Annotated in this window: 24 protein-coding genes; 13 read left to right on the forward strand and 11 right to left on the reverse strand. The window is 71.8% G+C overall.

Going from position 1 to position 20,239, the window contains the following annotated elements; genetic code table 11:
• The 5 genes from Sdi02f_RS33185 to Sdi02f_RS33205 form a co-directional block, all read right to left on the reverse strand.
• On the reverse strand, window positions 1-234 hold a 234-nt coding region (locus Sdi02f_RS33185; RefSeq protein WP_159107685.1), incomplete at its 3' end, for a hypothetical protein.
• Window positions 235-427: 193 nt separating this feature from the next.
• Window positions 428-1,237 carry a hypothetical protein gene (locus tag Sdi02f_RS33190; protein ID WP_108934577.1) on the reverse strand — a complete coding sequence of 270 codons (810 nt, stop codon included), beginning with the start codon at window positions 1,235-1,237 and terminating at the stop codon, window positions 428-430.
• Between the two features lie 91 nt (window positions 1,238-1,328).
• A complete protein-coding gene (locus tag Sdi02f_RS33195) occupies window positions 1,329-1,703 on the reverse strand; it encodes a hypothetical protein (protein ID WP_108934578.1) in 375 nt (124 codons plus the stop codon).
• A 180-nt stretch (window positions 1,704-1,883) separates the two neighbouring features.
• Window positions 1,884-2,591 carry a hypothetical protein gene (locus tag Sdi02f_RS36615; RefSeq protein ID WP_245962265.1) on the reverse strand — a complete coding sequence of 236 codons (708 nt, stop codon included), beginning with the start codon at window positions 2,589-2,591 and terminating at the stop codon, window positions 1,884-1,886.
• A 71-nt stretch (window positions 2,592-2,662) separates the two neighbouring features.
• Window positions 2,663-3,139 (reverse strand): hypothetical protein, encoded by a 477-nt coding sequence (locus Sdi02f_RS33205; RefSeq protein WP_108934579.1) that lies wholly within the window; start codon window positions 3,137-3,139, stop codon window positions 2,663-2,665.
• Window positions 3,140-3,399: 260 nt separating this feature from the next.
• On the opposite strand from Sdi02f_RS33205, the gene Sdi02f_RS35750 reads away from it, so the two are divergent.
• From Sdi02f_RS35750 to Sdi02f_RS33270, 13 genes are all read left to right on the forward strand, one after another.
• Window positions 3,400-3,774 (forward strand): hypothetical protein, encoded by a 375-nt coding sequence (locus Sdi02f_RS35750; protein WP_159107686.1) that lies wholly within the window; start codon window positions 3,400-3,402, stop codon window positions 3,772-3,774.
• A 143-nt stretch (window positions 3,775-3,917) separates the two neighbouring features.
• A complete protein-coding gene (locus Sdi02f_RS33215; RefSeq protein WP_108934581.1) occupies window positions 3,918-5,252 on the forward strand; it encodes a hypothetical protein in 1,335 nt (444 codons plus the stop codon).
• Window positions 5,253-5,423: 171 nt separating this feature from the next.
• Window positions 5,424-5,786: a hypothetical protein gene (locus Sdi02f_RS33220; protein ID WP_108934582.1), complete on the forward strand. Its 363-nt coding sequence runs from the start codon at window positions 5,424-5,426 to the stop codon at window positions 5,784-5,786.
• A gap of 86 nt (window positions 5,787-5,872) precedes the next feature.
• The gene (locus Sdi02f_RS33225; protein WP_108934583.1) at window positions 5,873-6,661 is read left to right on the forward strand and encodes a hypothetical protein; all 789 of its coding nucleotides are present in this window, start codon (window positions 5,873-5,875) and stop codon (window positions 6,659-6,661) included.
• Between the two features lie 171 nt (window positions 6,662-6,832).
• Window positions 6,833-7,255 (forward strand): hypothetical protein, encoded by a 423-nt coding sequence (locus Sdi02f_RS33230; protein ID WP_108934584.1) that lies wholly within the window; start codon window positions 6,833-6,835, stop codon window positions 7,253-7,255.
• An 88-nt stretch (window positions 7,256-7,343) separates the two neighbouring features.
• Window positions 7,344-7,688: a hypothetical protein gene (locus tag Sdi02f_RS33235; protein ID WP_108934585.1), complete on the forward strand. Its 345-nt coding sequence runs from the start codon at window positions 7,344-7,346 to the stop codon at window positions 7,686-7,688.
• A 97-nt stretch (window positions 7,689-7,785) separates the two neighbouring features.
• A complete protein-coding gene (locus tag Sdi02f_RS33240; protein ID WP_108934586.1) occupies window positions 7,786-8,553 on the forward strand; it encodes a hypothetical protein in 768 nt (255 codons plus the stop codon).
• 89 nt (window positions 8,554-8,642) lie between these two features.
• Window positions 8,643-9,743 carry a phosphoadenosine phosphosulfate reductase domain-containing protein gene (locus Sdi02f_RS33245; protein ID WP_108934587.1) on the forward strand — a complete coding sequence of 367 codons (1,101 nt, stop codon included), beginning with the start codon at window positions 8,643-8,645 and terminating at the stop codon, window positions 9,741-9,743.
• A 37-nt stretch (window positions 9,744-9,780) separates the two neighbouring features.
• Window positions 9,781-11,055 carry a hypothetical protein gene (locus Sdi02f_RS33250; RefSeq protein WP_108934588.1) on the forward strand — a complete coding sequence of 425 codons (1,275 nt, stop codon included), beginning with the start codon at window positions 9,781-9,783 and terminating at the stop codon, window positions 11,053-11,055.
• Window positions 11,056-11,250: 195 nt separating this feature from the next.
• The gene (locus tag Sdi02f_RS33255) at window positions 11,251-12,084 is read left to right on the forward strand and encodes a deazapurine DNA modification protein DpdA family protein (RefSeq protein WP_218030788.1); all 834 of its coding nucleotides are present in this window, start codon (window positions 11,251-11,253) and stop codon (window positions 12,082-12,084) included.
• A 91-nt stretch (window positions 12,085-12,175) separates the two neighbouring features.
• Window positions 12,176-12,601 (forward strand): hypothetical protein, encoded by a 426-nt coding sequence (locus Sdi02f_RS33260; RefSeq protein ID WP_108934589.1) that lies wholly within the window; start codon window positions 12,176-12,178, stop codon window positions 12,599-12,601.
• Between the two features lie 120 nt (window positions 12,602-12,721).
• Window positions 12,722-13,150: a hypothetical protein gene (locus Sdi02f_RS33265; protein ID WP_108934590.1), complete on the forward strand. Its 429-nt coding sequence runs from the start codon at window positions 12,722-12,724 to the stop codon at window positions 13,148-13,150.
• An 80-nt stretch (window positions 13,151-13,230) separates the two neighbouring features.
• Window positions 13,231-14,241, forward strand: coding sequence for a hypothetical protein (locus Sdi02f_RS33270; protein ID WP_218030789.1), 1,011 nt, complete (start codon window positions 13,231-13,233; stop codon window positions 14,239-14,241).
• An 84-nt stretch (window positions 14,242-14,325) separates the two neighbouring features.
• Here the strand turns inward: Sdi02f_RS33270 and Sdi02f_RS33275 are convergent, their stop codons facing one another.
• From Sdi02f_RS33275 to Sdi02f_RS33300, 6 genes are all read right to left on the reverse strand, one after another.
• Window positions 14,326-15,255 carry a hypothetical protein gene (locus tag Sdi02f_RS33275; protein WP_108934592.1) on the reverse strand — a complete coding sequence of 310 codons (930 nt, stop codon included), beginning with the start codon at window positions 15,253-15,255 and terminating at the stop codon, window positions 14,326-14,328.
• On the reverse strand, window positions 15,252-16,163 hold the full coding sequence (locus tag Sdi02f_RS33280) for a ParA family protein (RefSeq protein WP_108934593.1): 912 nt from the start codon (window positions 16,161-16,163) through the stop codon (window positions 15,252-15,254). Before Sdi02f_RS33280 ends, Sdi02f_RS33275 begins: the two co-directional genes overlap by 4 nt.
• 139 nt (window positions 16,164-16,302) lie before the next feature.
• A complete protein-coding gene (locus tag Sdi02f_RS33285) occupies window positions 16,303-17,703 on the reverse strand; it encodes an NAD(P)/FAD-dependent oxidoreductase (protein ID WP_108934594.1) in 1,401 nt (466 codons plus the stop codon).
• On the reverse strand, window positions 17,696-18,886 hold the full coding sequence (locus Sdi02f_RS33290) for an MAB_1171c family putative transporter (RefSeq protein WP_108934595.1): 1,191 nt from the start codon (window positions 18,884-18,886) through the stop codon (window positions 17,696-17,698). Before Sdi02f_RS33290 ends, Sdi02f_RS33285 begins: the two co-directional genes overlap by 8 nt.
• Window positions 18,883-19,488 (reverse strand): toxin, encoded by a 606-nt coding sequence (locus tag Sdi02f_RS33295; protein WP_108934596.1) that lies wholly within the window; start codon window positions 19,486-19,488, stop codon window positions 18,883-18,885. Before Sdi02f_RS33295 ends, Sdi02f_RS33290 begins: the two co-directional genes overlap by 4 nt.
• Window positions 19,485-20,135, reverse strand: coding sequence for a hypothetical protein (locus Sdi02f_RS33300; RefSeq protein ID WP_108934597.1), 651 nt, complete (start codon window positions 20,133-20,135; stop codon window positions 19,485-19,487). The genes Sdi02f_RS33295 and Sdi02f_RS33300 overlap by 4 nt, the downstream gene beginning before the upstream one ends.
• Between the last annotated feature and the right edge of the window lie 104 nt (window positions 20,136-20,239).

The raw sequence follows: 20,239 nt of genomic DNA on the forward strand, positions 1-20,239 counted from the left end.
CACCACGTCGGGGGTGGTGGGGAACAGGCCGGGCCGGTCGGCGTAGACCTCGATGCGGCCCGCCTGCTCGACGACGAACAGGGCGTGGCGGCCGTTCGTGAGCCGGGACGTGGCGGCGTTGGGCCGGAGGTCGTACGGGGCGTAGCCGACGGTCCAGGCGGCGCCACGGCGGGCGGGGAGCAGCGCGGCGAGGGGCGCGGCGGTCTCGGCGGGGGTGACGGCGGACAGGGCCATGGTGCGGGTTCCTTCGGTCGGGACGTTCCGGCGCGGTGCTCTCCGGCCGGGTGATCTGGTCATGCGGGGGGTGCTTGCGTCGCGCCCCGGGGCGGCTCGTGCGTCCGGGCCCCGGGGCGCGGCGGGCGGTGTGGCCGTGGGCCAGTGGGCCGGGCGGGCGCGGCTTGCGTCGCGTCCACCCGGCCGGGGCTGGTCAGCCGAGGGAGTCGTGCAGCTCCCGCGCGGCGACGGCGGCGGCGTCGCGGTGGGTGGTGTCGTCGCAGGTGGTGATGGTGGCGCCGAGGTGGGAGACCATGCGGACGGCGGTGTGCGTGACGCCCTGGTCGCTGACGTGGCACGGCAGGCGCCGGTGGGACAGCGGGTAGGTCACGGTCGGGCCGTGCGCTTCGTGGGCGCGGCGCAGCGCCATGGGCGTGGCGGGGGTGGCGATCTCGACGGCGGCCGGGACGGCGGGCCGGTTGGCCGGGCGGTTGGCGGCGACGGCTTCGGACTCGGCGAGCCGGGCGTGCTTCCAGTGGAAGGCGAACGCGGATTCCAGCGCGGCCGTGGTGACCTCTTCGGTGGTGCTGGCCGTCTCCAGGAGGGCGTGGAGGGCGAGCAGCCGGGCGAACAGGTCGCCTTCCTTGGCGATCAGCACGGGGCCGCCGGGGAGCAGCGACGGGGGAAGGTCGATGCCGTTGCCGAACACGGGCACGGTGACGTACTGGCTGAGCCGGGGCGGGAAGCCGACGGCGGGGTGAGCGGCGGCGATCTCGTCGGCGAGGTCCAGGCAGTACCGGGCGTGCGAGTCGATCGTGTTCCGGATGACGATGCCGTCCATGACGGCGGGCTCCTCGGCCTCCAGGGCGTCAGCGGCGTCGGTCAGGAGGGTGGAGATCCACTGGGCGAAGGCGCGGTTCTCGGCGTCCAGCACGATCCCGGTGGACGTGGCGCGGGTGCGGGCGATGGCGGCGATGGTGCGGGCGCGGTGGGCGGCGGCGCGGGCGTTGGGCGTGGCGGACATGGGTGTCTCCGTCTCCGGGTGTGCTGGGTGTGGTCGAGGGGGGCCGGGGCGCGGCGGGGGGTGCCGCGCCCCGGCGGTGTGGGGGGGCCGGTCAGACGGCGATGAGCGCGGCGCGGACGGTCTTGTACTCGGCCTTGCGGGGCTTCCAGTTCTCGGCGAGCTGGGCGACCTGGGCGCGGGTGTAGCGCTTCACGATGTGCACGAGGCGGTGACGGCCGGTGAAGGAGCGGCGGATGCGGGCGGCGACGCCGAGGATGCCGGTCTTCCGGGCCTGGTTCCGCAGGGCGTTGACGGCGCCGGTGACGACGTCGGCGGTGAAGCCCGCTGCGATGACGTGCGTGGTGAGGGAGCGGGCGGCCTTGCGGATGCGGTGCGCGGCGATGAGGGCGGCGCGGCGCTCGCGGGAGGCGGCGCGGTTGGCGCGGGCGCGGTCACGGAGTACGCGGCGGGCGGCGACAGAAGCCATGGTGTCGTTCCTTCGTTCGGGACTCGTTGGCGGTGCTCTCCGCCAACCCCTGAATAGTACAGCAATGAGACCGTCGGGCGCCACACTCCCGGGAAACTGATCGACTTTCCCCAGGTGAACCGGCGCGCACCACTGCGGACAGTGCGCGCCCGGAGTCTCACGGCTGGACCGTGAGCGGGCCTAGAAGAGAGTGCCCGTGTCCTCGCTGGGCGTGGCGGCCGGCACACGGGCCCGGGTCCGGCGCGCGGGGGCCGGGGGCTCCCCGAACAGTGCCTCCGTGCCGCACGCGTCGGGGACGGCGAGCACCGGCCGGCCTACCGCGTCCGCCTCGACCAGGGCGAGCGGCGCGCCCTCGTCGAAGTCGGCGTGCGTCATGGCCGTCCAGTCCCGGCGGCCGGGCCCCTCCCCCTTGATCGCGGCGGTCAGGCGTACGGCCTCGAGCTGGAGGTCGACGACGCGGGCGAGCGCGGCCCGTATGCCGTCCCGGTGCCCGTCGGCGGCGCGCAGGTCGGTGTGCGTGGCGTCGAAGCGGCGGCGCAGGTCCGCGTCCCACTCGCGGAGCTGCGGGTCGTCGGTGTCCGGCTGGATCGGCCTGACGCCGTCCCCGCCGATGAACGGCAGGGTCACGTAGTCGGCCAGCAGGGCGGGCAGGCGCGTCCCCTCGCACAGCTCCCGCACGGTGCACATGGCGGCGCGCACGGGGTTGCGGCGCTCCAGCTCGTCACCCCGGGCGTTCAGCAGGCCGACGGCGGCCGTGTCGAACGCGTCGGCGATGCGGCCGAACGTCTCCCGCTCGGCGGGGCGGGCGGCCTTGCGGACCAGGGCGGCGAGCTCGCGGGCACGGAGGAGGGCGTTGTGCTCGGCGTCGAGCTGCTCGGGGGTGATCACGGCTAGAGGCTCCTGTCTGGGCTCGGCGGGGCCCGGGGCACGGTGGTGCGCCCCGGGCGGGCGGGGCATGGTCAGGCGTTGCGCTGCTTGTGGTCCAGCGCTCGCAGCGCGTTCGCCCACTGCTCCGTGCCGGGCGTCTGCGGGAGGGCGGTGACGGCGCCCGCGTGCAGCTTGTCGGGCTCGCACGCGCCGCTGTCGATGAGGTCGTACTGTCCGTCGATCCAGCCGTCGTTGTAGGCGGTGACGAGCGGGTCAGTGTCTTCGGGGGCGGTGGGGACCGGCTCCGCGCAGCCGGTCCCCATGAAGTCGTCCTGCCCCTCCGTCCAGCCCTCGTTGTAGGCGGCGGCGACCTCGTCGTCGGACATGGCCGGGGCGGTGCTGGCGAAGGCGGTGGCCGTGGCGTGCGGGGCCGAGATGGAACGGCCGGCCGGTGCGTCCGCCGTGACGGGGCTGAGCACGGCGGCGGTGCCGAGGAGGGTGGTCGCCAGTCCGGCGGCGAGGATCGCGGCGGGGCGGGGGCGACGGGCCAGGAAGCGCGGCATGCGCATGGTGGGGTCCTTCGTTCGGGACTTCCCGGGGTTGCTCTCCCCGGGGCGCCGGTTGGCGTGGCACAGAACGTACAGCCCAACCCCAGGAAAGTACAGCCATGAGACTCCCAGGGATTCCATGATGCCGCTTCACCTGCACGTTTACAGATTCTTACGGGTTCCGGGTTGCCCATGAGTCGCATTGCTGTACTGTTCTCTTAGCGGTTCACCCCGCCGCCCCGGAGAGCAACCGGGGCACGTCCCGAACGAAGGAAGCCACCATGCCCGTGTCCCTCGACAAGACCCCCGCACCCCGCCCGGAAGACATGGACCGCGCCCCCGCCTACCGCGCCGAACTCCGCAAGCTCACCGCCCTCTGGTTCGTCATCTCCGACGACGAGGGCCAGTGGACCGCCCAGGACCGCGGCCCCGCCCGCGACGTCCTCCACGTCGAGCGCGCCGCCACCCACGACGTTGAGCGCGCCATGCAGCGCGACGACATCCGCGCCGAACTCGACGCCGCCCCCGGGCACACCCTCACCGAGGTCTACGCCCACAGCGCCGCGCACGCCGCCGCACTCGCCCGCCGGGAGTTCTACGGCGCCCAGGTGATCGAAGCCGCCGAAGCCATCACCTTCGGCCAGTTCGACGCCTGACACCCCGCACCGCCCGCCATCCCCCCGGCGGGCGGTGCGCCCCGCCCCCGCGGCCGGCCACCCGCCGGAACGGGCGCAGGGCGCACCGCCCCACCCCCGCAGTCCCGGAGAGCACCGGGACGTCCCGAACGAAGGAACCCACCGTGATCACTGCCACGCAGCGCGCCGAAGCCATGGCGCTCCAGATCTTCATCGCCGCCCACCTCCACAACGGCCGCGTCATCACTCACGACCTGGTGGACGCCGTCATGAGCCGCGACGCCGGTACGGAGCAGGGGCAGGCCAACAAGGAGCAGGTGCGCCGCGTCATCCGCAAGCGCGCGGAGCTGGAACGCGTGCGGGTCATCTTCACCGAGGACGAGCGGTACTGGGCCATCCGCGAACAGCTCCACCACATGAGCGCCGACGAGATTCACGCCCTGCGCGACGAGATCACCGAGGGCGGCGACCGCGACCCCCGCGGCTGGGACAAGGCCCTGACGAACGCCATCTCCGTCCGTCTGTCCAACCGGCCCACCCCCGCCCGCCTGAACGGCTGCAAGCCCGTCTCCGTCCGCCTGTGGCGCGAGCCGCGCCCCGAGTCGGCCCCCGCCGTCCCCGCGGCCGCCGACGACCGCAAGCACGTCCGCATCGTCGACGGCGGCACCCCCCAGGTCATCCCGACCCGTGACGCCCTCGACGAGATGAACCACGCGATGATGGGCGGCAAGCGCCACGTCCGCGAGATGTCGCACGCCCGCTCCTGGGCCCGCATCGTCTACAAGGATCGCGAGCGCGGCACCGTGGAGCTGCGCCCCGCCACCCCCGAAGACCTCGCCCCGGCGCCCGCCCCGGTGGCCGGCCGCGACGCCGCGCCCCTCTTCACCGCCCTCGCCGCGCACGAGGCATGCGCGTTCGGCCAGAGAGCCCGCGACCTCGCCGACCTCACCCGGCACCTGATCACCCTGGGGAAGGTCGCCCCCGCCGAGCACCGCCCGGCCGTCGACGAGGCGCACGCCGCTGTGGGAGGCGCGTGTGAGGCCCTCCGCAACGCCCACGGCCTCACCGCCCGCAACGCCGCCCACGACGCGGCGCGCGCCTCCATCGAGCAGGCCCGCGCGGCGATCCTGGCCGTCGCCCCGCACGCGCACCGGATGCACGGCACGGACATGCCGGCCACCGCCGAGGAGATCCGCGCCGCCGTCCTGGCCTACAACGCCGCCGAGGGCGCCCCGGAGGAGCTGTCCGCTGCGGCGACCGGCACGCCCGTCATCCGTGTGCACTGCCGTAGCGACTCCGGCACCGGGTGGACCGCCAGCGCGGTCATCACCGCCGGGATGGAGACGGCCGCGGGCCACATCCCCGCCCACCCGCCGATCGTCGTGGAGTTCCGCAAGCGCGACGGCCGCCAGGACGCCGCCGAGAACGCCCGGCGCATCCTCAGCCCCCGGTTCCGCGTCGCCGTCCCCGTCGACTTCGTCCTCGACCGCCGCCCCTGACCCGGCCCGGCGCCGCCCGCACCCGTGGGCGCCGCCGGGCCCCGTACGCGCACGCGCGCGTGTTGGGCGGTCCCGAAAGTGCCAAAACCCCGCCTGTCTGCCCTGTTGCCGCTGTCTCGGCGACGGGCCCGCTTGTGGCCTGTTCGCCGCTCTGAGGAAGGTTCCAGCCCCATGTCGCTGCCGTCCTGGCTCCGCTCCCACCTGCACGCCGCCGAGTCGCCCCGGTACACGTTCGAGTCGTTCGCGGACGAGGTGGCCCGCCTGTTGGGTCTGCCCCCGACCATGCGCACCGGGGAGTTCGAGCGCAGCTCCGAGACGGATCACGTCTGGCTGACGTGGAAGTCCGACCTGGGCGGGGCGATCCTCGTGCTGGACCGGCCGGACACGGACCTGCGTGAGTCCCTGGTCATCAAGTTCGTGTGGCACCACTCCCCGGACCCGGCGGACATCGCCGCGATGGTCCGGGCGTACGAGCGGCGCGGCCGTGTCCAGTCCCTTCGGTCCCTGCTGGCCCGGGTGCTGCGCCGCCGCTGAGCCCCTGAGTGTGCCGGTCGCCATCCCGCGGCCAGCCAACCCCTCACGGCGGAGAGCTACCGCCGTCCCGATGGAAGGAACAGCGCGTGAGCGCGTACGTAGAGATCCCCCGCCCGTACGAGTCGGGCCCCGGCCGGTTCACGGTAGAGCTGCGCTTCCCCGCGGCGTCGAAGCGTCGGGCCGTGCAGCACCACCACGTGGCGTGGGCCCTGGCCGGCGTCCACGGCGTGGAGGCGTCGACCCCGTACGCGGTGAACCCCCGTTGGTCGGTGTACGAGGAGAAGTGGGGGAACAGGGAGCGGCACGGGTGGCTGAACGAGCGGCGGCTGCGCGTCGACGGCGCCCCGCGGGCCCTGGCCCGGTACCTCGTGGCCCTCAGCCGGGTGTTGGACGCCGTGGAAGGTCTCGCCACCCGCGCGCTCCGGGCGTTCGGGGCGTGGAAGCGCTCTGTGGCCGCTGAGCCGCACTTGGAGTACGAGGACGCGTCCACCATGCACGTGCGGTCCCGGGAGTTCCGTGCGGACGCCCTGAGCGCCCTCGTGCGCGGTCTGGGCGCAGCCGGGGCGGACGTTCCCCGGCGGGACGACTCCCGGCCGCTGTGGGAGCAGCATGGGACCGTGGCGGCCGAAGTCTGGGCGCAGACGGGCGGAGTCGACCTGACGGAGGCCCCGGAGGACGAGGTCGCCGCGCACCTGGCCCGGATGCTGCCCGCAGAGCCGGAGCAGGGGGAGCTGTTCGCGGTCGAGTCCGTCACCGTGCCGTCGCGGCCGGCCCCGCCTTCGAGCGGGCGCGCCGCGGTCGTCCTGGTCCCCGTCGTCCCCGTCCTGGCGGGTGTGCGGCACGAGGACCCCGGCCGGTACGGCACCGCAGCCTGACCGGTTCGCAGTCCGGCAGCTCCCCGCGAGGTCTCAGCGCGTACAGCGTCGAGACTCGCGGGGCGCAGTCGTGGCCATTTCCCTGGGGCTACTACCCCCGCGAGTCTCATTGCTGTACTGTCTTCCGTGTTGGCGGAGAGCACCGCCAGCGTCCCGAAGGAAGGAAGCACGATGAACGCTGTCCTGGTGATGGAGACCGCGCCGCAGGTCACGGCGCAGTTGGCGGGGATGCGCACCGTCCTCCACTCCGAGGAGTCCACGGACACCCCGCACGAGCAGTCCGACGCCTACCGCTTCAACATCCTCGGCGGGAAGACGCTGCGGGAGTCGGTCATCAACGCCGCAGACGGTACGGCGCTGCTGATCATCCGGTGCGTCGAGTACATCGACCCCGTCACGCAGAAGACCCGGTACGGCGTCGACTACTGGTCGGTGCGCCGCTACTGGGCCAGTGACCACGGGTCCCGCGCCCTGGCGGAGCTGTCCTACGAGAAGGCCGTGCGCGGCGAGTTCGCCCACCCGACGCTGACGCTCTCCCGTGAGCGGTTCACGCGCGGACTGCACAGCTTCTACGACGTCACCGACGTGGTCTGACCGGGTCCGGTCCCCTCCCGCCGGGGCGCGACCGTACGCGCCGCGCCCCGGCACCCTCACCCGGCCACGCCTTCACTCTGGAGCCTCGATGCTGTCTCTGCCCCTCACCCCGTTGCGCACCGGCCACGAACCGGCCCAGGCCATCGACCGTGCCCTCTTCGCCGCGGCTGACTACCGCAAGAGCGGCCGACGGGCCCACCTCCGGCCCGGCCCCAACAACACCCCCAGCTACCTGCTGCGGGCCCTGGTCGACCTGATGACCAGCACCGACCGGCCCGAGGTCTACCACGACATGGTCACCGCGACGGAGATGGTCGCCGAGCTGATCGCCGAATCCGGTGGCACCGGCAACCACCGAGAGGCAGTACTGCGGCAGGTCGCTATGGACCTGCACGCCGCCCGCAAGCACCACCCGATGCCGCCTACCGCCTGACGACTCCCTGCCCAACCCCCTGCCGGGGCGACCCTACGCGAGCGCCCCGGCGCCCTCCCCACTCCCACCGCACCCTTGACCGAGGAGAACCCACGTCATGACCAAGACCGCCACCACCGCCGGATGCCTCCCCGCCAGCGGGGACGTCCCCCAGGTGAAGGCAGCACTGCGCCTTCTCACCCACGACGGTCAGCCGCTCGCCGTGTTCGCCGCCGACGGAGCGTGCATCAGCGGCGGCGCCTACCTCGACCCGCGCCGGGCCACTAACGAAGTCGTCCTGGCCTACTGCGGCGAGGACGGCCCGGCCACGGACGAGCACGAGCGCAACGACCGTGAGCTGACCATCAGGGCCTACGCCGACCTGTTCGCCACCGCCGGGTGGAGCGTCACCGAGCACCGGGACCGCGACCAGGCCGGCGTCGAGCGGCTTGCCCGGCTGATCCTCGCGCACCCGCCCGTCCGGTTCCCCGTGGACACGGCCGCCGTGTACGTACCCGACCCGGCCGAGGAGTACCGGGACATCGTCATCATCACGTCGCTGCCCGCGGGCAACACCGTGGAGGCCCTGAGCGCCCGCCACCGCAAGACCATCCGCGTTGCCCTGGACAAGCTGCAGCCGCTGCCCGAGCTTGCCCCGGCGCCCGAGGGCGAACTGACGGACTGGTGGACGATCACCGACGCCCAGGGCCGGGAGATCACCCGCGTGCAGGCCGAGGACGACCCCGGGGCCAGGAAGGCGGCGGAGCGCAAGGCCCGCGTCCGCGCCGTGGTCCGCCGGGACAAGGGTTTCGCCGTCCGGCGTCTCCGCTCCTCCGAGCTGGCCGTGCCCGTCGGGGAGCTGCACGACGTGCCCCGCACCGCGTAGCAGCTCCCCTCCGGCCGGGGCGCGCCCCCACCGTGCCCCGGCCGTACGCCGCCCCCCTCCGCCCGCCTCACGCCTCCAGGACGCCCACCATGCAGACCGCGGCCCTCTTCGACCTCCCGGCCATCCAGACCAGCCCCCAGGGCCCTTCCAAGCCCGCCCCGGTGAAGAAGGCGCGCCGCCCGCGCAAGGTGCACGCCTCGGTACCGCTCAAGCCGTCGACGACCGTCCCCGACGAGCTGATAGCCGACGCGGACTGGGTCGTTCTGAACTCCAGCGGTGGCAAGGACAGTCAGGCGATGGTCTCGTACGTCGTCGGCCGGGCGAAGGCCCTCGGGATGATGCACAAGGTCGTCGTCGTCCACGCGGATCTGGGAGACATCGAGTGGGGCGGCACGAAGGCCCTCGCCGAGGAGCAGGCCCGTCTCGCCGGTGTCCGCCGGTTCGAGGTGGTGAAGGCGAAGGGCGCCGATCTCCTCGGGCGCGTGCTCATCCGGTTCGGCAAGCTCAAGTCGAAGGCGGAGCGCGAGGCGATCGAGGCGGGCCTGGACCCGGCCACGGCGAAGGTCGCGCCGGCCTGGCCTTCGAGTTCAGCACGCTGGTGCACGAGTGACGTAAAGCGCGGGCCGGTCTGGACGCTGTTCACCCGGCTCGCCGCGGAGCTGTCGCACCTGGGCCGCCCCGTCCGCATCCTCAACTGCATGGGGCAGCGGGCCGCCGAGTCCGCGCCCCGGGCGAAGCTCGCCGAGGTGGAGATCGACCGCTCCGCGAGCAACGGCAAGCGGCACGTCACCACCTGGCGCCCGATCCACGGATGGAGCGACGCCGAGGTGTGGCGCGAGATCGCCCGTTCCGGCCTGCCGTACCACCCTGCATACGACTGGGGCATGCGGCGCCTGAGCTGCAGCTTCTGTGTCCTCGGGTGTGAGGCCGACGTCGTGCTCGCCGCGCGGCTGCGCCCGCAGAAGGCCCACGAGTACGCGGCCATGGAGGTCAAGGTCGGCGCCGACTTCAAGCACGGCTTGTCCATGGCCGAGATCATCGTGCGCGCCGCCGAGCTGGAGCAGCAGTACGGCCCCGTGCAGCGCCCGCCGGCCGGGACGGCAATCGCCGGGTTCATCGGCAAGAAGGCGACCGCCGCGTACCTGGGCCGCCGTGACCTCCTCCGCGAGCATCTGACGCTCGCTTCCTGACTCCCCGCTGTATCCCGCCGACTTCTGGAGAAGACCCGTGTCCGTGTTCACCACCACCGTCTACACCACCGACCAGGCCACGCCGGGGCAGCGCCGCGTCATGCTCGCCGCCGTCGACGAGGACGGCCGGCTGCCCGCCGTCGCCAACCAGCGCGTGCTCAACAGCATCCCGGAGTCGTGGGCGCGCACCGACGCGGAGCGCGGGGGCCGGTTCCTCACCGCCGAGGGGCGCGCCGCGCTGGCACCGCTGGGCCGGTACCTCCTCCTGGCGCGGGCCAACCCCGAGACCGGCCATCTGTCCGGCTCGACCGGGCACCATGACATGCTCGCCCTGGTCCGCGACGGCCTTGCCGTCCTCCAGGACAGCGAAGGGCGCCCCGTGCCCACTGCGGACCGGTGGGAGCGCGGAAACTCGCTGCGCATCACCGAGCGGGGCCGGAGACTGGTCGGCATGCCGCTGACAGCTCCCGAGTTCGCCGAGCGGTTCCCCGTGGGGTCCCCGGCGTTGTGGAAGCGGGAGGGGGAGCCCGCCCGGCCCGTGCGGGTCCTCGGCTGGCCGCTCGCCGATGGCACCGTCTACGTGATGCCGCAGGACGCCCGCCTCAGCTACGCCGACAGCAAGGACCGGCCCGTGCCGGCCGCGCAGCTCCACCCCGCGCCCCAGGCCCCCACGCCCACCGTGACCGACCGATCCGACGACCGAAGGAAGACGATGACCGACGGCACTCCCGAACTGCCCCTGGACGACGAGCTCGTGGCGCTGCGCGGGCTCGCCGCCGCGGCGCTGGAGCCGATGACGCCCCGGGCGAACACCTGGGAGCAGGTGAAGGCCCTCGAGGAGCGCGCGACCGCGGGGTACGAGCTGGCCGAGCGGTTCACCGAGTTCGACCGGCGGGCGACGGCCGACCGGTGGGCGCCGCGGGAGTGGAGGCGCGGCCGGGACCTGTCCGCCGAGGAGGTTACGGCGCTGATCGAGCGGTGGCCCGACCTGGCGGCCCTGGGCTCCACGTTCGTGCGCAACCTCGCCGCGGCCGGGTTCGCCCCGTTCCAGATGGCCAACCTGGTCAAGCAGGTACAGGGGCGCCGCGGTCTGCCGGAGATCAAGGCCGGTGACGTGGTGGAAGCGATGCTGGCCGGCGGCGGGGAGCCGAAGACGATCCGGCTCAAGGTAGACCGGACGCCGTGGGCGGGCGGCCCGGACTCCACGGTCCTGAGCGACGGGAAGGCCGTGACCGCGGTCGTGACGGCGTCCGTGCGGGTCGTCGAGGACGACGGGACGACGACGGCGCGTCTGGTCACCGACGAGAGCTGAGACCCGCGAGGAAGGCGGGGGCCGTCCGATCGGATGGTCCCCGCTTTTCTGTGGGTTCCCCCTTCCCCGCGGGTCTCATTGCTGTACTATCTGGGGTGTTGGCGGAGAGCACCGCCAACGAGTCCCGAACGAAGGAAACACGTGTCTTCTACCGCCCTCTTCGACCTCCCGGCGCCCGCCGCGAACAGTGCAGTCATGCGACCGGCCGCGCCGCAGAACCCCGGCCGCCGCTCGTACGACGACGTGGACCGCGTGACGTACCTGGGCACGCATCAGCCGTCGTGGCTCGCCCGGCCGGAGTTCGGCGAGGACTGCGTGCCCCTGTGCGTGGCGAATCACCGCCTGTCCGGCCGCAAGACCCTGCCGCGCGCCGTCACCCCGTGGATGCTCGACAGCGGCGGCTTCACGGAGCTGTCGAAGTACGGCCAGTGGACCGTCACCCCGTACGAGTACGCCCGCGCGGCCCGCCGGTACCACGACGAGATCGGCATGATGGACGTCTGCGCCATCCAGGACTGGATGTGTGAGGACGAAATCCTGGCGAAGACCGGGCTCACGGTGGAGCGCCACCAGTACAAGACCGTGGCGTCCTTCCTGAACCTGCTGACGCTGGACGCGGATCTGCCGTGGATGCCCGTCCTCCAGGGCTTCACCCTCGACGATTACCTTCGCTGCGTCGACCTGTACGAGCAGGCGGGCGTCGACCTCACTCTTGAGCCGGTCGTCGGTATCGGCTCCGTGTGCCGTCGCCAGACCACGGACGAGGCCGTACGCATCATCGAGACCCTGTGGTCGCTGGGCATCCGCCTCCACGGGTTCGGCTTCAAGGTCACCGGTCTCCGCGAGGCCGCGCACCTGCTCTACTCCTCCGACTCCCTCGCGTGGAGCCTGAACGCCACCAAGCGGGCCCCGATGCCCGGGTGCACGCACCAGCACTGCGGGAACTGCCCGCGGTACGCCCTGGCGTGGCGGAACCGTCTCCTGAACTCCCTCCCCGATCACCGGCAGCTCCTCACGCTGACCGCCTGATCCACCAGACTTCCGGGGCGTCCACCACGGGCGCCCCGGGCCAACCGGCGGGTGAGCATCCCGCCGCCGACCCGAACGAAGGGACACCACCATGTACGTCAAGCCCGACCTGAACGGCCCGCTCGCCCGGCTCCGCGAGAACGTCGCCGCGTGGAGGGCGAGCCTGGCCCGGCACGCGTCCGAGGAGCGGAGGGGCAAGGGCATCGCGTGGGACGTCGACCTGATGGAGCAGCGTGACGACGTCGCCCTGAAGATCGTGGACGACTTCGCCCAGCTCGACGACGTGATGTCGAACTACCGCGGCATGGGTAGCGTCGCCCCGGCGTCCTGGAGCGTCGACGCCCTCACCGACGAGGACCTCGCCAAGTCCAAGGCCAAGTGGCCGGAGCTGGCCATCTTCCGGGACGAGGTGATCCGGAACTACGCCGATCTCCTCGGCATCCGCGCGGTGCGGTACCTCGCCCAGGAGGCCGTACGGAACGCTCCGGCCCACCTCAAGGCCCGCGAGTCCGAGTAGGCCCCGCTGAGCCGTCCACGGCCCGCCCCAGCCCCGGGACGGCGCCGTGGACGGCCCGCCTGTCTCTACCTGGGGCCGGAGAGCACCGGCCCCCTGTCCCGAAGGAAGGAACTTCCCTCCATGTCCCGCGTCACCCGATCCCACACGATCCGCCGTCACCTCGTCGACGGCGGGCTTACCGACCTCCGGCTCACCGAACACGCGCAGCACGCCGGCCCCGACGGACACGACGTCGACGGGTTCGCCCTGCGCCAGCAGTACGACGCGCATGGCACGTACGTCGTCGTGGCCGGCGCATACGGGCCGAACTGGCTCCGCACCCTGAACGAGGTCAGCAGCCGCCTGGAGGAGCAGCACATCAAGTGCACCGTCCTCGCCGAGGCGCCCGGCGTCGCCAACCACGAGGTGATGGTGCGGTGGGCGACGTCCGCGGAGCTGCAGGCCCGCGCGGCGGAACGCGATGCGCGTCAGGCCCCGCTCAAGAGCCTGTTGCGGCAGCAGGAGGCGACGGCGGAGCACGAGGCCGCCGGGCAGTTCGGTCTCTTCTGAGCGGCAGTCCACGAAACCGGCCGGGCGGTGTCAGTGCCGCCCGGCAGCATGTACCGAGCAGACCGGGGAGGGTCGCTGTGGTGGAGAACGAGACGACGGTGCGGGTGTCGGTTCCGCCCGTGCCGGAGGGCGCGGACGTGCACCGTTCGTGGAGGCGGGTCCTGACGGGCCTGGACGACCGGGCCGAGGGCGACGCCGCGGTGATCGGGCCGGAGGTGGGACACGGGGCGGTCGTCGAGACCGCGGCCGGCGCCCTGGTCCTGATCGTCGACCAGCACGTCACCGGGTGGGGCGAGGCGTACCGCACCGGCAAGCGCTACCCGCTCATGGACGCCGCGGTGTCGCTGCACCTGGTCCAGGGCAACGGCGCGCTGAAGCCGTTGTGGGCGCGGCACTTCAAGAGGGCGAAGGGAGCGTTCGGCGCGGCCGGGCTCGGGCAGCTCCGCAAGCACCTGGCCGCGCACCCCGCGGCGGGAGATCTCCCGCTGGCCGTCGTCGACCCGGGCCCCGGCCGCCCGAACTTCAAGCCGGGCCCGTGCCGGTGGTGCGCGGCCGTCCTGCCCAAGGGCCAGGGCGTCCTCGTCGGCCGTGGGGAGGCTGCTCAGGTCGAGCACCGCGGGGAGTGCCCGTCCCAGCCGGCGGAGCCCGGTACGTACTGCGCCCGGTGCGGGGTGTCCGTCGCCCCCGGCGCGGCCCGCGTGGTCGTCGTCCGTGAGGGCGAGGGACGCCGGGAGATCCAGCACACGGGCCGGTGCGAGGACCACAAGTCCTACTTCGTCTGGGAGCAGGAGCAGGCGCAGCGGCGGGCCGACGAGGACGCGCGGCGCGCGGAGGCGAAGGCCGCCGAGGCGAAGCGGGCCAAGCGGCGCGAGGCGGCCGCGGAGAAGCGGCGTCTGGCCCGGGAGGCGAAGGAGCGCGCGGCGAAGGAGGCCGCCGAGGCGACCCACGGGAGATCCAGGGCGTCTACGACCGCTACCCGCAGTCCACGGATCTCCTGTTGGCAGCGGAGGCGCGGTTCGAGGCGCTGCGGGACGACACCGTCCGGTAGGCACTCGGCGCGGCTCCAGAGCTGTCGCCCTGTCGGTCTGTGAGCGGCCTGCCCTATCCTGCGGGGGAGGTCAGAACGTACGAGGCCCCGGCCACCACCTTTGGCCGGGGCTCCGTGCGTTCCGCGGCTACTTGCGCCGCTTCTTCTGTGCCTTCTCCTCGGCCTTCATGCGCTCGAGGACCGCGTTGAAGACCGTGGGGTCCTTCTCGTCGGCGAACGCCTGCAGGAGGTGGAGCTGTACCTGAGCGCGCGGGATGCGGCCGCGGTCCAGTTCGTTGGCCAGGGCGATGGCGCGGGTGTCGACGGCGCGCTTCACGGCCGGCGGGATCGCGGGGACGCCGGACGGCGGCAGCTCCCCGAGGAGCACGCCCTTGATCGTCGTGGCGAGGGCTTCCGGGTCCTCGTCGTCCTCGAGCTTGAGGTCGCCGGGCATGAGCTTGACCGTCTCGCGCAGGCGGGCGGCCGTCACCTTGTCGGGCCCTTCCACGTTGGCGACCAGGACGTACACGGCCACCGCGGCGTTGAGGCTGTAGGCGTTCTTCACGGGCACGAGTTCCCGGATCTGGCCCGGGTTCGTCTCGTAGCCACGCGCCATGAGGACTTCACCGATCGGCCAGGCAGCGCGCCACTGGTTGCACTTAGAGACGCTGATGCCCTTCTCGACCTCGGCCCATTCCTCGATCGTGTCGTAGCAGCGCTCCGGCTCGAGCTTGTGGGGCGTGGTGCGGAACAGCCGGCCGACGGCCATCGTGTCGAGTGCCTTAGCCGCCATGACCCATGCGAGATCGTGGAGGTCGATGCCGTCCTTGCACTGCCGGAGTCGTTCCTCCTCCTCGGGGGTGAGCGCGCCCTCCCCGGCGGGCTCGACCGGGTCGGGGATTTTGTCCAGGCCGGGCCGGACCTCTTCGACTGCGGCCTCGACGCGTTCAGCGATGAGCTTGGCCTGGTTCTGCTGCTGCTTCTCGTCCCGGATGGTGTCGACGACGGTGAGGGTGTCTGCGGCCGTGTCCGGCTCGTCCTCGTCGCCCCACGAGAGGTCGTACTCCGACTCGCTCATGCCGCCTTCACCAGCCCTGCGTTCACGGCGATGCCGCGGAAGAACTCCGCGGTGTCGGTGCGGGCCGTCTTCTTGTAGTGGGTCACGGGCAGTCCCTTGTTCCGGGCTTCCTTGAGGTCCGCCGCGCGGACGGGGATCTCGCCGAGGCAGCGCACCCGGGGGTGACTCTGCAGCAGCTTGTAGACCTCGGCGTCGAACTTGCCCATGGGCTTTTGCACGCGGCCGATGATCAGGCCGATGACGTCAAAGTCGTCGCGTTCGGCGCGCCTCATGGCCCGGCTCTGCTGGGCGAGCTGCATCTTGAGCCCTTCCATGGACCACTCGTCGACGTCCGTCATGATGATGGCGCCGTCGCACGCGACCAGTTGCGAGTCGGTGTCCATGTCCAGGGCGGGACGCTGGTCGAACAGGATGTCGTCGAAGAACGGCCGCAGCTTGTCGACCATGATCCGGTAGAGGCGTAGGCCGGTACCGGTGTCGCGCAGGGCGGTCGACAGGCCGGACATGTCGATACTGGCCGGGAGAACGTAGATGCCGGGCACGTTCGTCTCGCGGATCAGCGGCAGCGGGTCCAGGGCGTCGAGGACGACCTTCGCCTGCGTCAGATCGTTGGGGCCGGGCGGGCGGACCCTGAAGCCGGTGGTCGCGTTGCGCTGCGGGTCGCCGTCCAGGACCAGGACGCGGCGGCCGTACTCGGCGAGGGTACCGGCCAGTTGGATGGTCGTCGTCGTCTTGCCGACGCCACCCTTCTGGTTGCACATCGCGAGAACGCGGCACTGTTCGCGACGGTGCTGCTCGAGGACCGCGCGGATACGGTCCTGCCGCTCCTGCTCCGTCTCCTTCTTGGGCGGTGGGGTGCCGCCGGCGGCTTGGGCGCCGATCGTGGGCGCCGCGGTGGTTTCTGTCATGGGAGGGACGATAGTCAGACCGCCGCCGCGTTTCTGGCAGCGAGCCCTTATCGGTACTGGGCGGGGCGCGTGGTAGGGCCCCGCACGTCACTCGTACGGGGCCCGGGGCTCTTGCACAATTGGGCAAGTTTGATCTTGCTCAGGTGCTCGCGGCGCGACGCTCAGCATCCGTGATGGGAGGCCCGTCGAGCGGGGGCTTTCGGGGGCCGATCAGCATCGGGCGGAGCATGTCGGGGGAGAACAGGCGGGTGGCGGGCTTCTCCAGGCTCATGACGTCCAGGAGGGCGGCGAGGGCGCGCGGGTTGCTGGCACCAGTCTCGACGGCCCGGTCGACGAAGCGGGCGAGGAAACGTTCCGCTGCTGTGGGCGGCGTGTCCGATGCGCCGGGGTAGAAGGCGTCTTGGCCGACGGCCAGGTCCCAGGCGGCGGCGACCGGCTTGGCCGCAGCGCGCTGGAGGGCGCGCGCGGTGCCGGGCTCGGTGATCCTGTGCCGACGGATTCCTTCACGCACGGCGAGGGCGCACTGGGCTGCGACGGTGAGTCCGTGCCCGTACACCGGGTTGTAGCCGGCAATGGCGTCGCCGAGGACGAGGAACCCGTCGGGCCAGGCGGGCAGCTTCTCGTAGTAGCGGCGGCGGTTGGCCGTGCTGCGGGTGGTGGCGATGTCACTGAGCGGGTCGGCATGCTCAAGCAGCTCCCCGATGATGGGGTCGCCGAGGCCGAGTGCGAAGGCCCGGAAGGCCTCGGGGTCGGCGGTCGGTTCACCGCCGCGTGTGCCGGAGAGCGTGACGATCCAGCGGTTGTCCTCCACAGGCAGGATGATGCCGCCCTGGCCGGGGGCCTTCTCCGGGTTCGCCTGGACGTTGATGAGGGGGAAGCGGGTGTTCGCCGTGGTGCCGGGCGCCCGGTAGATGCGGGTGGCGTAGGCGACGCCGGCGTTGACCTCGCGTTCGGTGACCACGGGGAGGCCGAGGGCGGTGAGCCAGCGGGGAGCGTGGGAGCCGCGGCCGGAGGCGTCGACGATGAGGTCGGCGGACAGGGTGGATTCGTCATCGTCGGTACGGACTCGGACGCCGGTGACGCGGCTTGCGGTGCCTTCGAGGCCGAGGACGGTGGTGTCCTGGCGGACGGTGACGCTGTGCAGGGCGAGGACGTGGGCCCGCAGGACGGAGTCGAGCAGGTCGCGCGAGCAGACGAGGTTGCGGTGATAGCCGTTGGTGAACCGCCTGAACCAGACTTCGTTGGGGGCGCGGGACACCATGTCGCGCATGATGTCGACCAGGCGGCCGCCCTTGGCGACGACGTCGTCGATGACGCCGGGTAGCAGGTCCTCGAAGGCGAGTACGCCACCGCTCCATACGAGGTGAGCGTGCCGGGCCTGAGGTACGCCGCGGCGCGGTTCGGGCCCGCCGGGGAGCACGTCGCGTTCCACGATGGTGACGTCGGCGTAGTCGGCGAGGGCGGCGGCTGCGAACAGGCCGGCGGCACTGGCGCCGATGACGACGGCGGTGGGCCGTCGAGGGGTGGCTATGTCAGGCATGTGTGGTCGCGCTCTCTGTGCTGGTCACCTGGCCGCGGATGCGGTCGAGGGTGCGCGGTCGGTACAGGGCTCGTGCGATGGCGTTGAGGTGTTCGGTGACGTCGGGGCCGATCTGCGGAGGCTGGTCACTCGTGTCGTGGATCGCCTTCTTCTCGTACGCCGCGGTGGCGTCCTGGATGGCGATGGCTCCGGCGATGCCGCGGGCGGTCGGACCGTCATGGTCGGCTTGGGCCGCCGTGTAGGCGGCCTGGTGGGCTGCAGGGTTGAAGTAGGGGGCGAGGAGCCGCAGGGCATCGTGGATGCGCTGTTCCCGCTGCATCAGGCGCAGGTCTACGGGGCCCAGGAGCCCGATGCGGGCGGTGGCGGCCGCAGGGCCGACAACCTTGACGGTGCGCCACAGGGCGCGCAGTCGCACGTACTCGGCTTGGTCCCTGCCCCACTTCTGAAGGAAGGGTCCGGCCTGGGGGACGATGAAGCCCAGGGCGACGAGGACGGCTTCGAGGAGCGCGAAGGGCGGTGCGGCCTTGGTGCTGAGCCAGTCGAGATCACTGCCGGTCCAGCGGGCGGCGACGGCGATCAGCTTGGTGATGTCGAAGACCAGGCCGGATGCGTAGCCGACCTGGAGGAAGATGACCCCGGCTTTGAGCCACCGGTGCGTGACCTCGGGGAACCACTTCCAGAGCATGTAGGCCGCGATCAGGGACGACACCATGTGTGCGATCAGGTAGAGCAGGGTGTGCTCTCGCATCCACAGAGTGCTGGCGTAGTAGGTGTCGAGGTCGTAGATACGCGGTTCGGGAACGTCGGCGAGGAGGAACGTCCCCCAGAGCGCGACGATGATTCCGGCGTAGATCCAGTAGATGGCGATCATGCGGCGGCGCCGCCGCTCGGAGGGCGGTTCCCTCCACCGCATGATCATGGTGAGGCCGGTGGCGCAGAACGCGGTGAGGAACGAGTACGCCCAGGGCGCCGCGATGTTCGGTACGCCGGTCCACACGTTGAGTCGGTGGATGTTGATCGGTGTGATGACGACGAGTACGGCCGTGGCGCAGGCGAGGAGAATCGTCGTTGCGCGCACATCCGGGTCGCGCCAGGCCCTCACGAGAGTGGGGAACTTGAAGACCAGCGCGATGGCCAGGAGCGAGGTCGGCAGGATGTACGGGATGTGGAAGTTGGGACTCACAGGATGCGTCCGCCGCGGGGGAGGAGGGACAGGTTCAGGCGGCCCTCGACGGTTGCGGCGGTGGGCGGGTGCTGAGCGTGTCGGCCAGTCATCCAGGTGCGCACCTCCCGGCCAAACAGCAGGCCGAACGTCTCCGCGTCCACTTCGTGGGTCTCGATCGATTCGGCGCGTGCTGCCACGGCCAGCAGGGCGTCCCGGGGGATCTCTTCCTCGGTGAGGATCTGTTCCACGGCCCGCTGCACGGATGCGGAAGGCTCTTGGGTGAGCCCGCGGGCGGCGGTGGGCACGCCGGCGACGTGGTGTCCGCAGTCGCCGTTCTCCTCGTGCCACAGCTCGTGTCCGAGAATGACGAGCTGCGCCTCGGGGGCTATGCGCTCCTCGACGGCGATGACGGACCTGTCTCCCAGGTCGAGTCGCACGCCGGATACGGCGATGTCCACGGGGAAGACGCGGAAAGCGAGTTGGATGGGGCGGCCGGTGCGGGCGGTCATGGCCCTGCAGAACTCGTGCATGACGGCCTTGGGGTCCGCTGGCCGCCGGAGGGTTTTGCCCGCTTCCTTGCCGAGGGCGGACAGGAGGCGCTTCATGCTGCGGCTGCTCATGAGGGCGTCTCTCCCTCAGTCGGCATGACCGACTTGATGACGCCCGCGAGCAGCGTCTCGAGCTGCTCGGCGGTCAGCGTGCCGTGGTGGCGCAAGTCGGTGGCGACGACGCCGTACTTCTGCATGAGTGCCTGAACCGGGTCAGTGGCTGGAGTCTCGTACTTCGCAAGTCTGTTCTGGAGCACTCGGTTGAGAGCGTCCGCCGGCGGGGCAGTGAAGAAGGCTTCTCCGCCCTCGACCTTGAAGAAGTCAGCGAGGCCATGAAGCAGCGGAACGTTGGGCATCTTCTGGCCGTTGAGGAGCCGGCGTGCCCACTCCTTCGAGATACCGAGGGCAGTGTGCACCTCGGAAACGAGGTCGCTCGGCCTCTTTCCCGTGCTGGCCAAGTGGGCGCCGCGCAGTGCTGCGATACGGCCGCAGACGCGGTCCTCGACGGTGGACGCTGCGGGGTCCTCGCCCCTGAGCAGGGCTTCCACCACGTCCTCGGGCATCGCTGTTTCGGTCGCGAGTTGGCGGCTGTTGAGATCTTTTTCTCCGCTATGCGCTTTCAGGCGCCGCAGAGTCTCGGCCAGTGACTGCTCCACCGATAACTCCTGCAGTTGTGTTCGGTTGTTGGCCGCACAGTACGCGGCCGAGGCCTCGTACATCAAACGATCGTTCCGCTCAGACGGAACGATCGTTGACATCCGGTTGTGCATCGTTGCAAGATCCAGCCAGTGCGGAATCGACTCATCCGGCGAACCGCGCAACC

It is taken from the genome of Streptomyces ardesiacus (assembly GCF_003112575.1).
GTDB classification, from domain to species: domain Bacteria; phylum Actinomycetota; class Actinomycetes; order Streptomycetales; family Streptomycetaceae; genus Streptomyces; species Streptomyces ardesiacus.

Bases quoted from the DNA above. Each gene is read 5' to 3' on its own strand.
- Sdi02f_RS33190 (WP_108934577.1), bottom strand. From the start codon at position 1,237: ATGTCCGCCACGCCCAACGCCCGCGCCGCCGCCCACCGCGCCCGCACC.
- Sdi02f_RS33195 (WP_108934578.1), bottom strand. From the start codon at position 1,703: ATGGCTTCTGTCGCCGCCCGCCGCGTACTCCGTGACCGCGCCCGCGCC.
- Sdi02f_RS33205 (WP_108934579.1), bottom strand. From the start codon at position 3,139: ATGCGCATGCCGCGCTTCCTGGCCCGTCGCCCCCGCCCCGCCGCGATC.
- Sdi02f_RS35750 (WP_159107686.1), top strand. From the start codon at position 3,400: ATGCCCGTGTCCCTCGACAAGACCCCCGCACCCCGCCCGGAAGACATG.
- Sdi02f_RS33220 (WP_108934582.1), top strand. From the start codon at position 5,424: ATGTCGCTGCCGTCCTGGCTCCGCTCCCACCTGCACGCCGCCGAGTCG.
- Sdi02f_RS33230 (WP_108934584.1), top strand. From the start codon at position 6,833: ATGAACGCTGTCCTGGTGATGGAGACCGCGCCGCAGGTCACGGCGCAG.
- Sdi02f_RS33235 (WP_108934585.1), top strand. From the start codon at position 7,344: ATGCTGTCTCTGCCCCTCACCCCGTTGCGCACCGGCCACGAACCGGCC.
- Sdi02f_RS33240 (WP_108934586.1), top strand. From the start codon at position 7,786: ATGACCAAGACCGCCACCACCGCCGGATGCCTCCCCGCCAGCGGGGAC.
- Sdi02f_RS33245 (WP_108934587.1), top strand. From the start codon at position 8,643: ATGCAGACCGCGGCCCTCTTCGACCTCCCGGCCATCCAGACCAGCCCC.
- Sdi02f_RS33255 (WP_218030788.1), top strand. From the start codon at position 11,251: ATGCGACCGGCCGCGCCGCAGAACCCCGGCCGCCGCTCGTACGACGAC.
- Sdi02f_RS33260 (WP_108934589.1), top strand. From the start codon at position 12,176: ATGTACGTCAAGCCCGACCTGAACGGCCCGCTCGCCCGGCTCCGCGAG.
- Sdi02f_RS33265 (WP_108934590.1), top strand. From the start codon at position 12,722: ATGTCCCGCGTCACCCGATCCCACACGATCCGCCGTCACCTCGTCGAC.
- Sdi02f_RS33275 (WP_108934592.1), bottom strand. From the start codon at position 15,255: ATGAGCGAGTCGGAGTACGACCTCTCGTGGGGCGACGAGGACGAGCCG.
- Sdi02f_RS33280 (WP_108934593.1), bottom strand. From the start codon at position 16,163: ATGACAGAAACCACCGCGGCGCCCACGATCGGCGCCCAAGCCGCCGGC.
- Sdi02f_RS33285 (WP_108934594.1), bottom strand. From the start codon at position 17,703: ATGCCTGACATAGCCACCCCTCGACGGCCCACCGCCGTCGTCATCGGC.
- Sdi02f_RS33295 (WP_108934596.1), bottom strand. From the start codon at position 19,488: ATGAGCAGCCGCAGCATGAAGCGCCTCCTGTCCGCCCTCGGCAAGGAA.
- Sdi02f_RS33300 (WP_108934597.1), bottom strand. From the start codon at position 20,135: ATGTACGAGGCCTCGGCCGCGTACTGTGCGGCCAACAACCGAACACAA.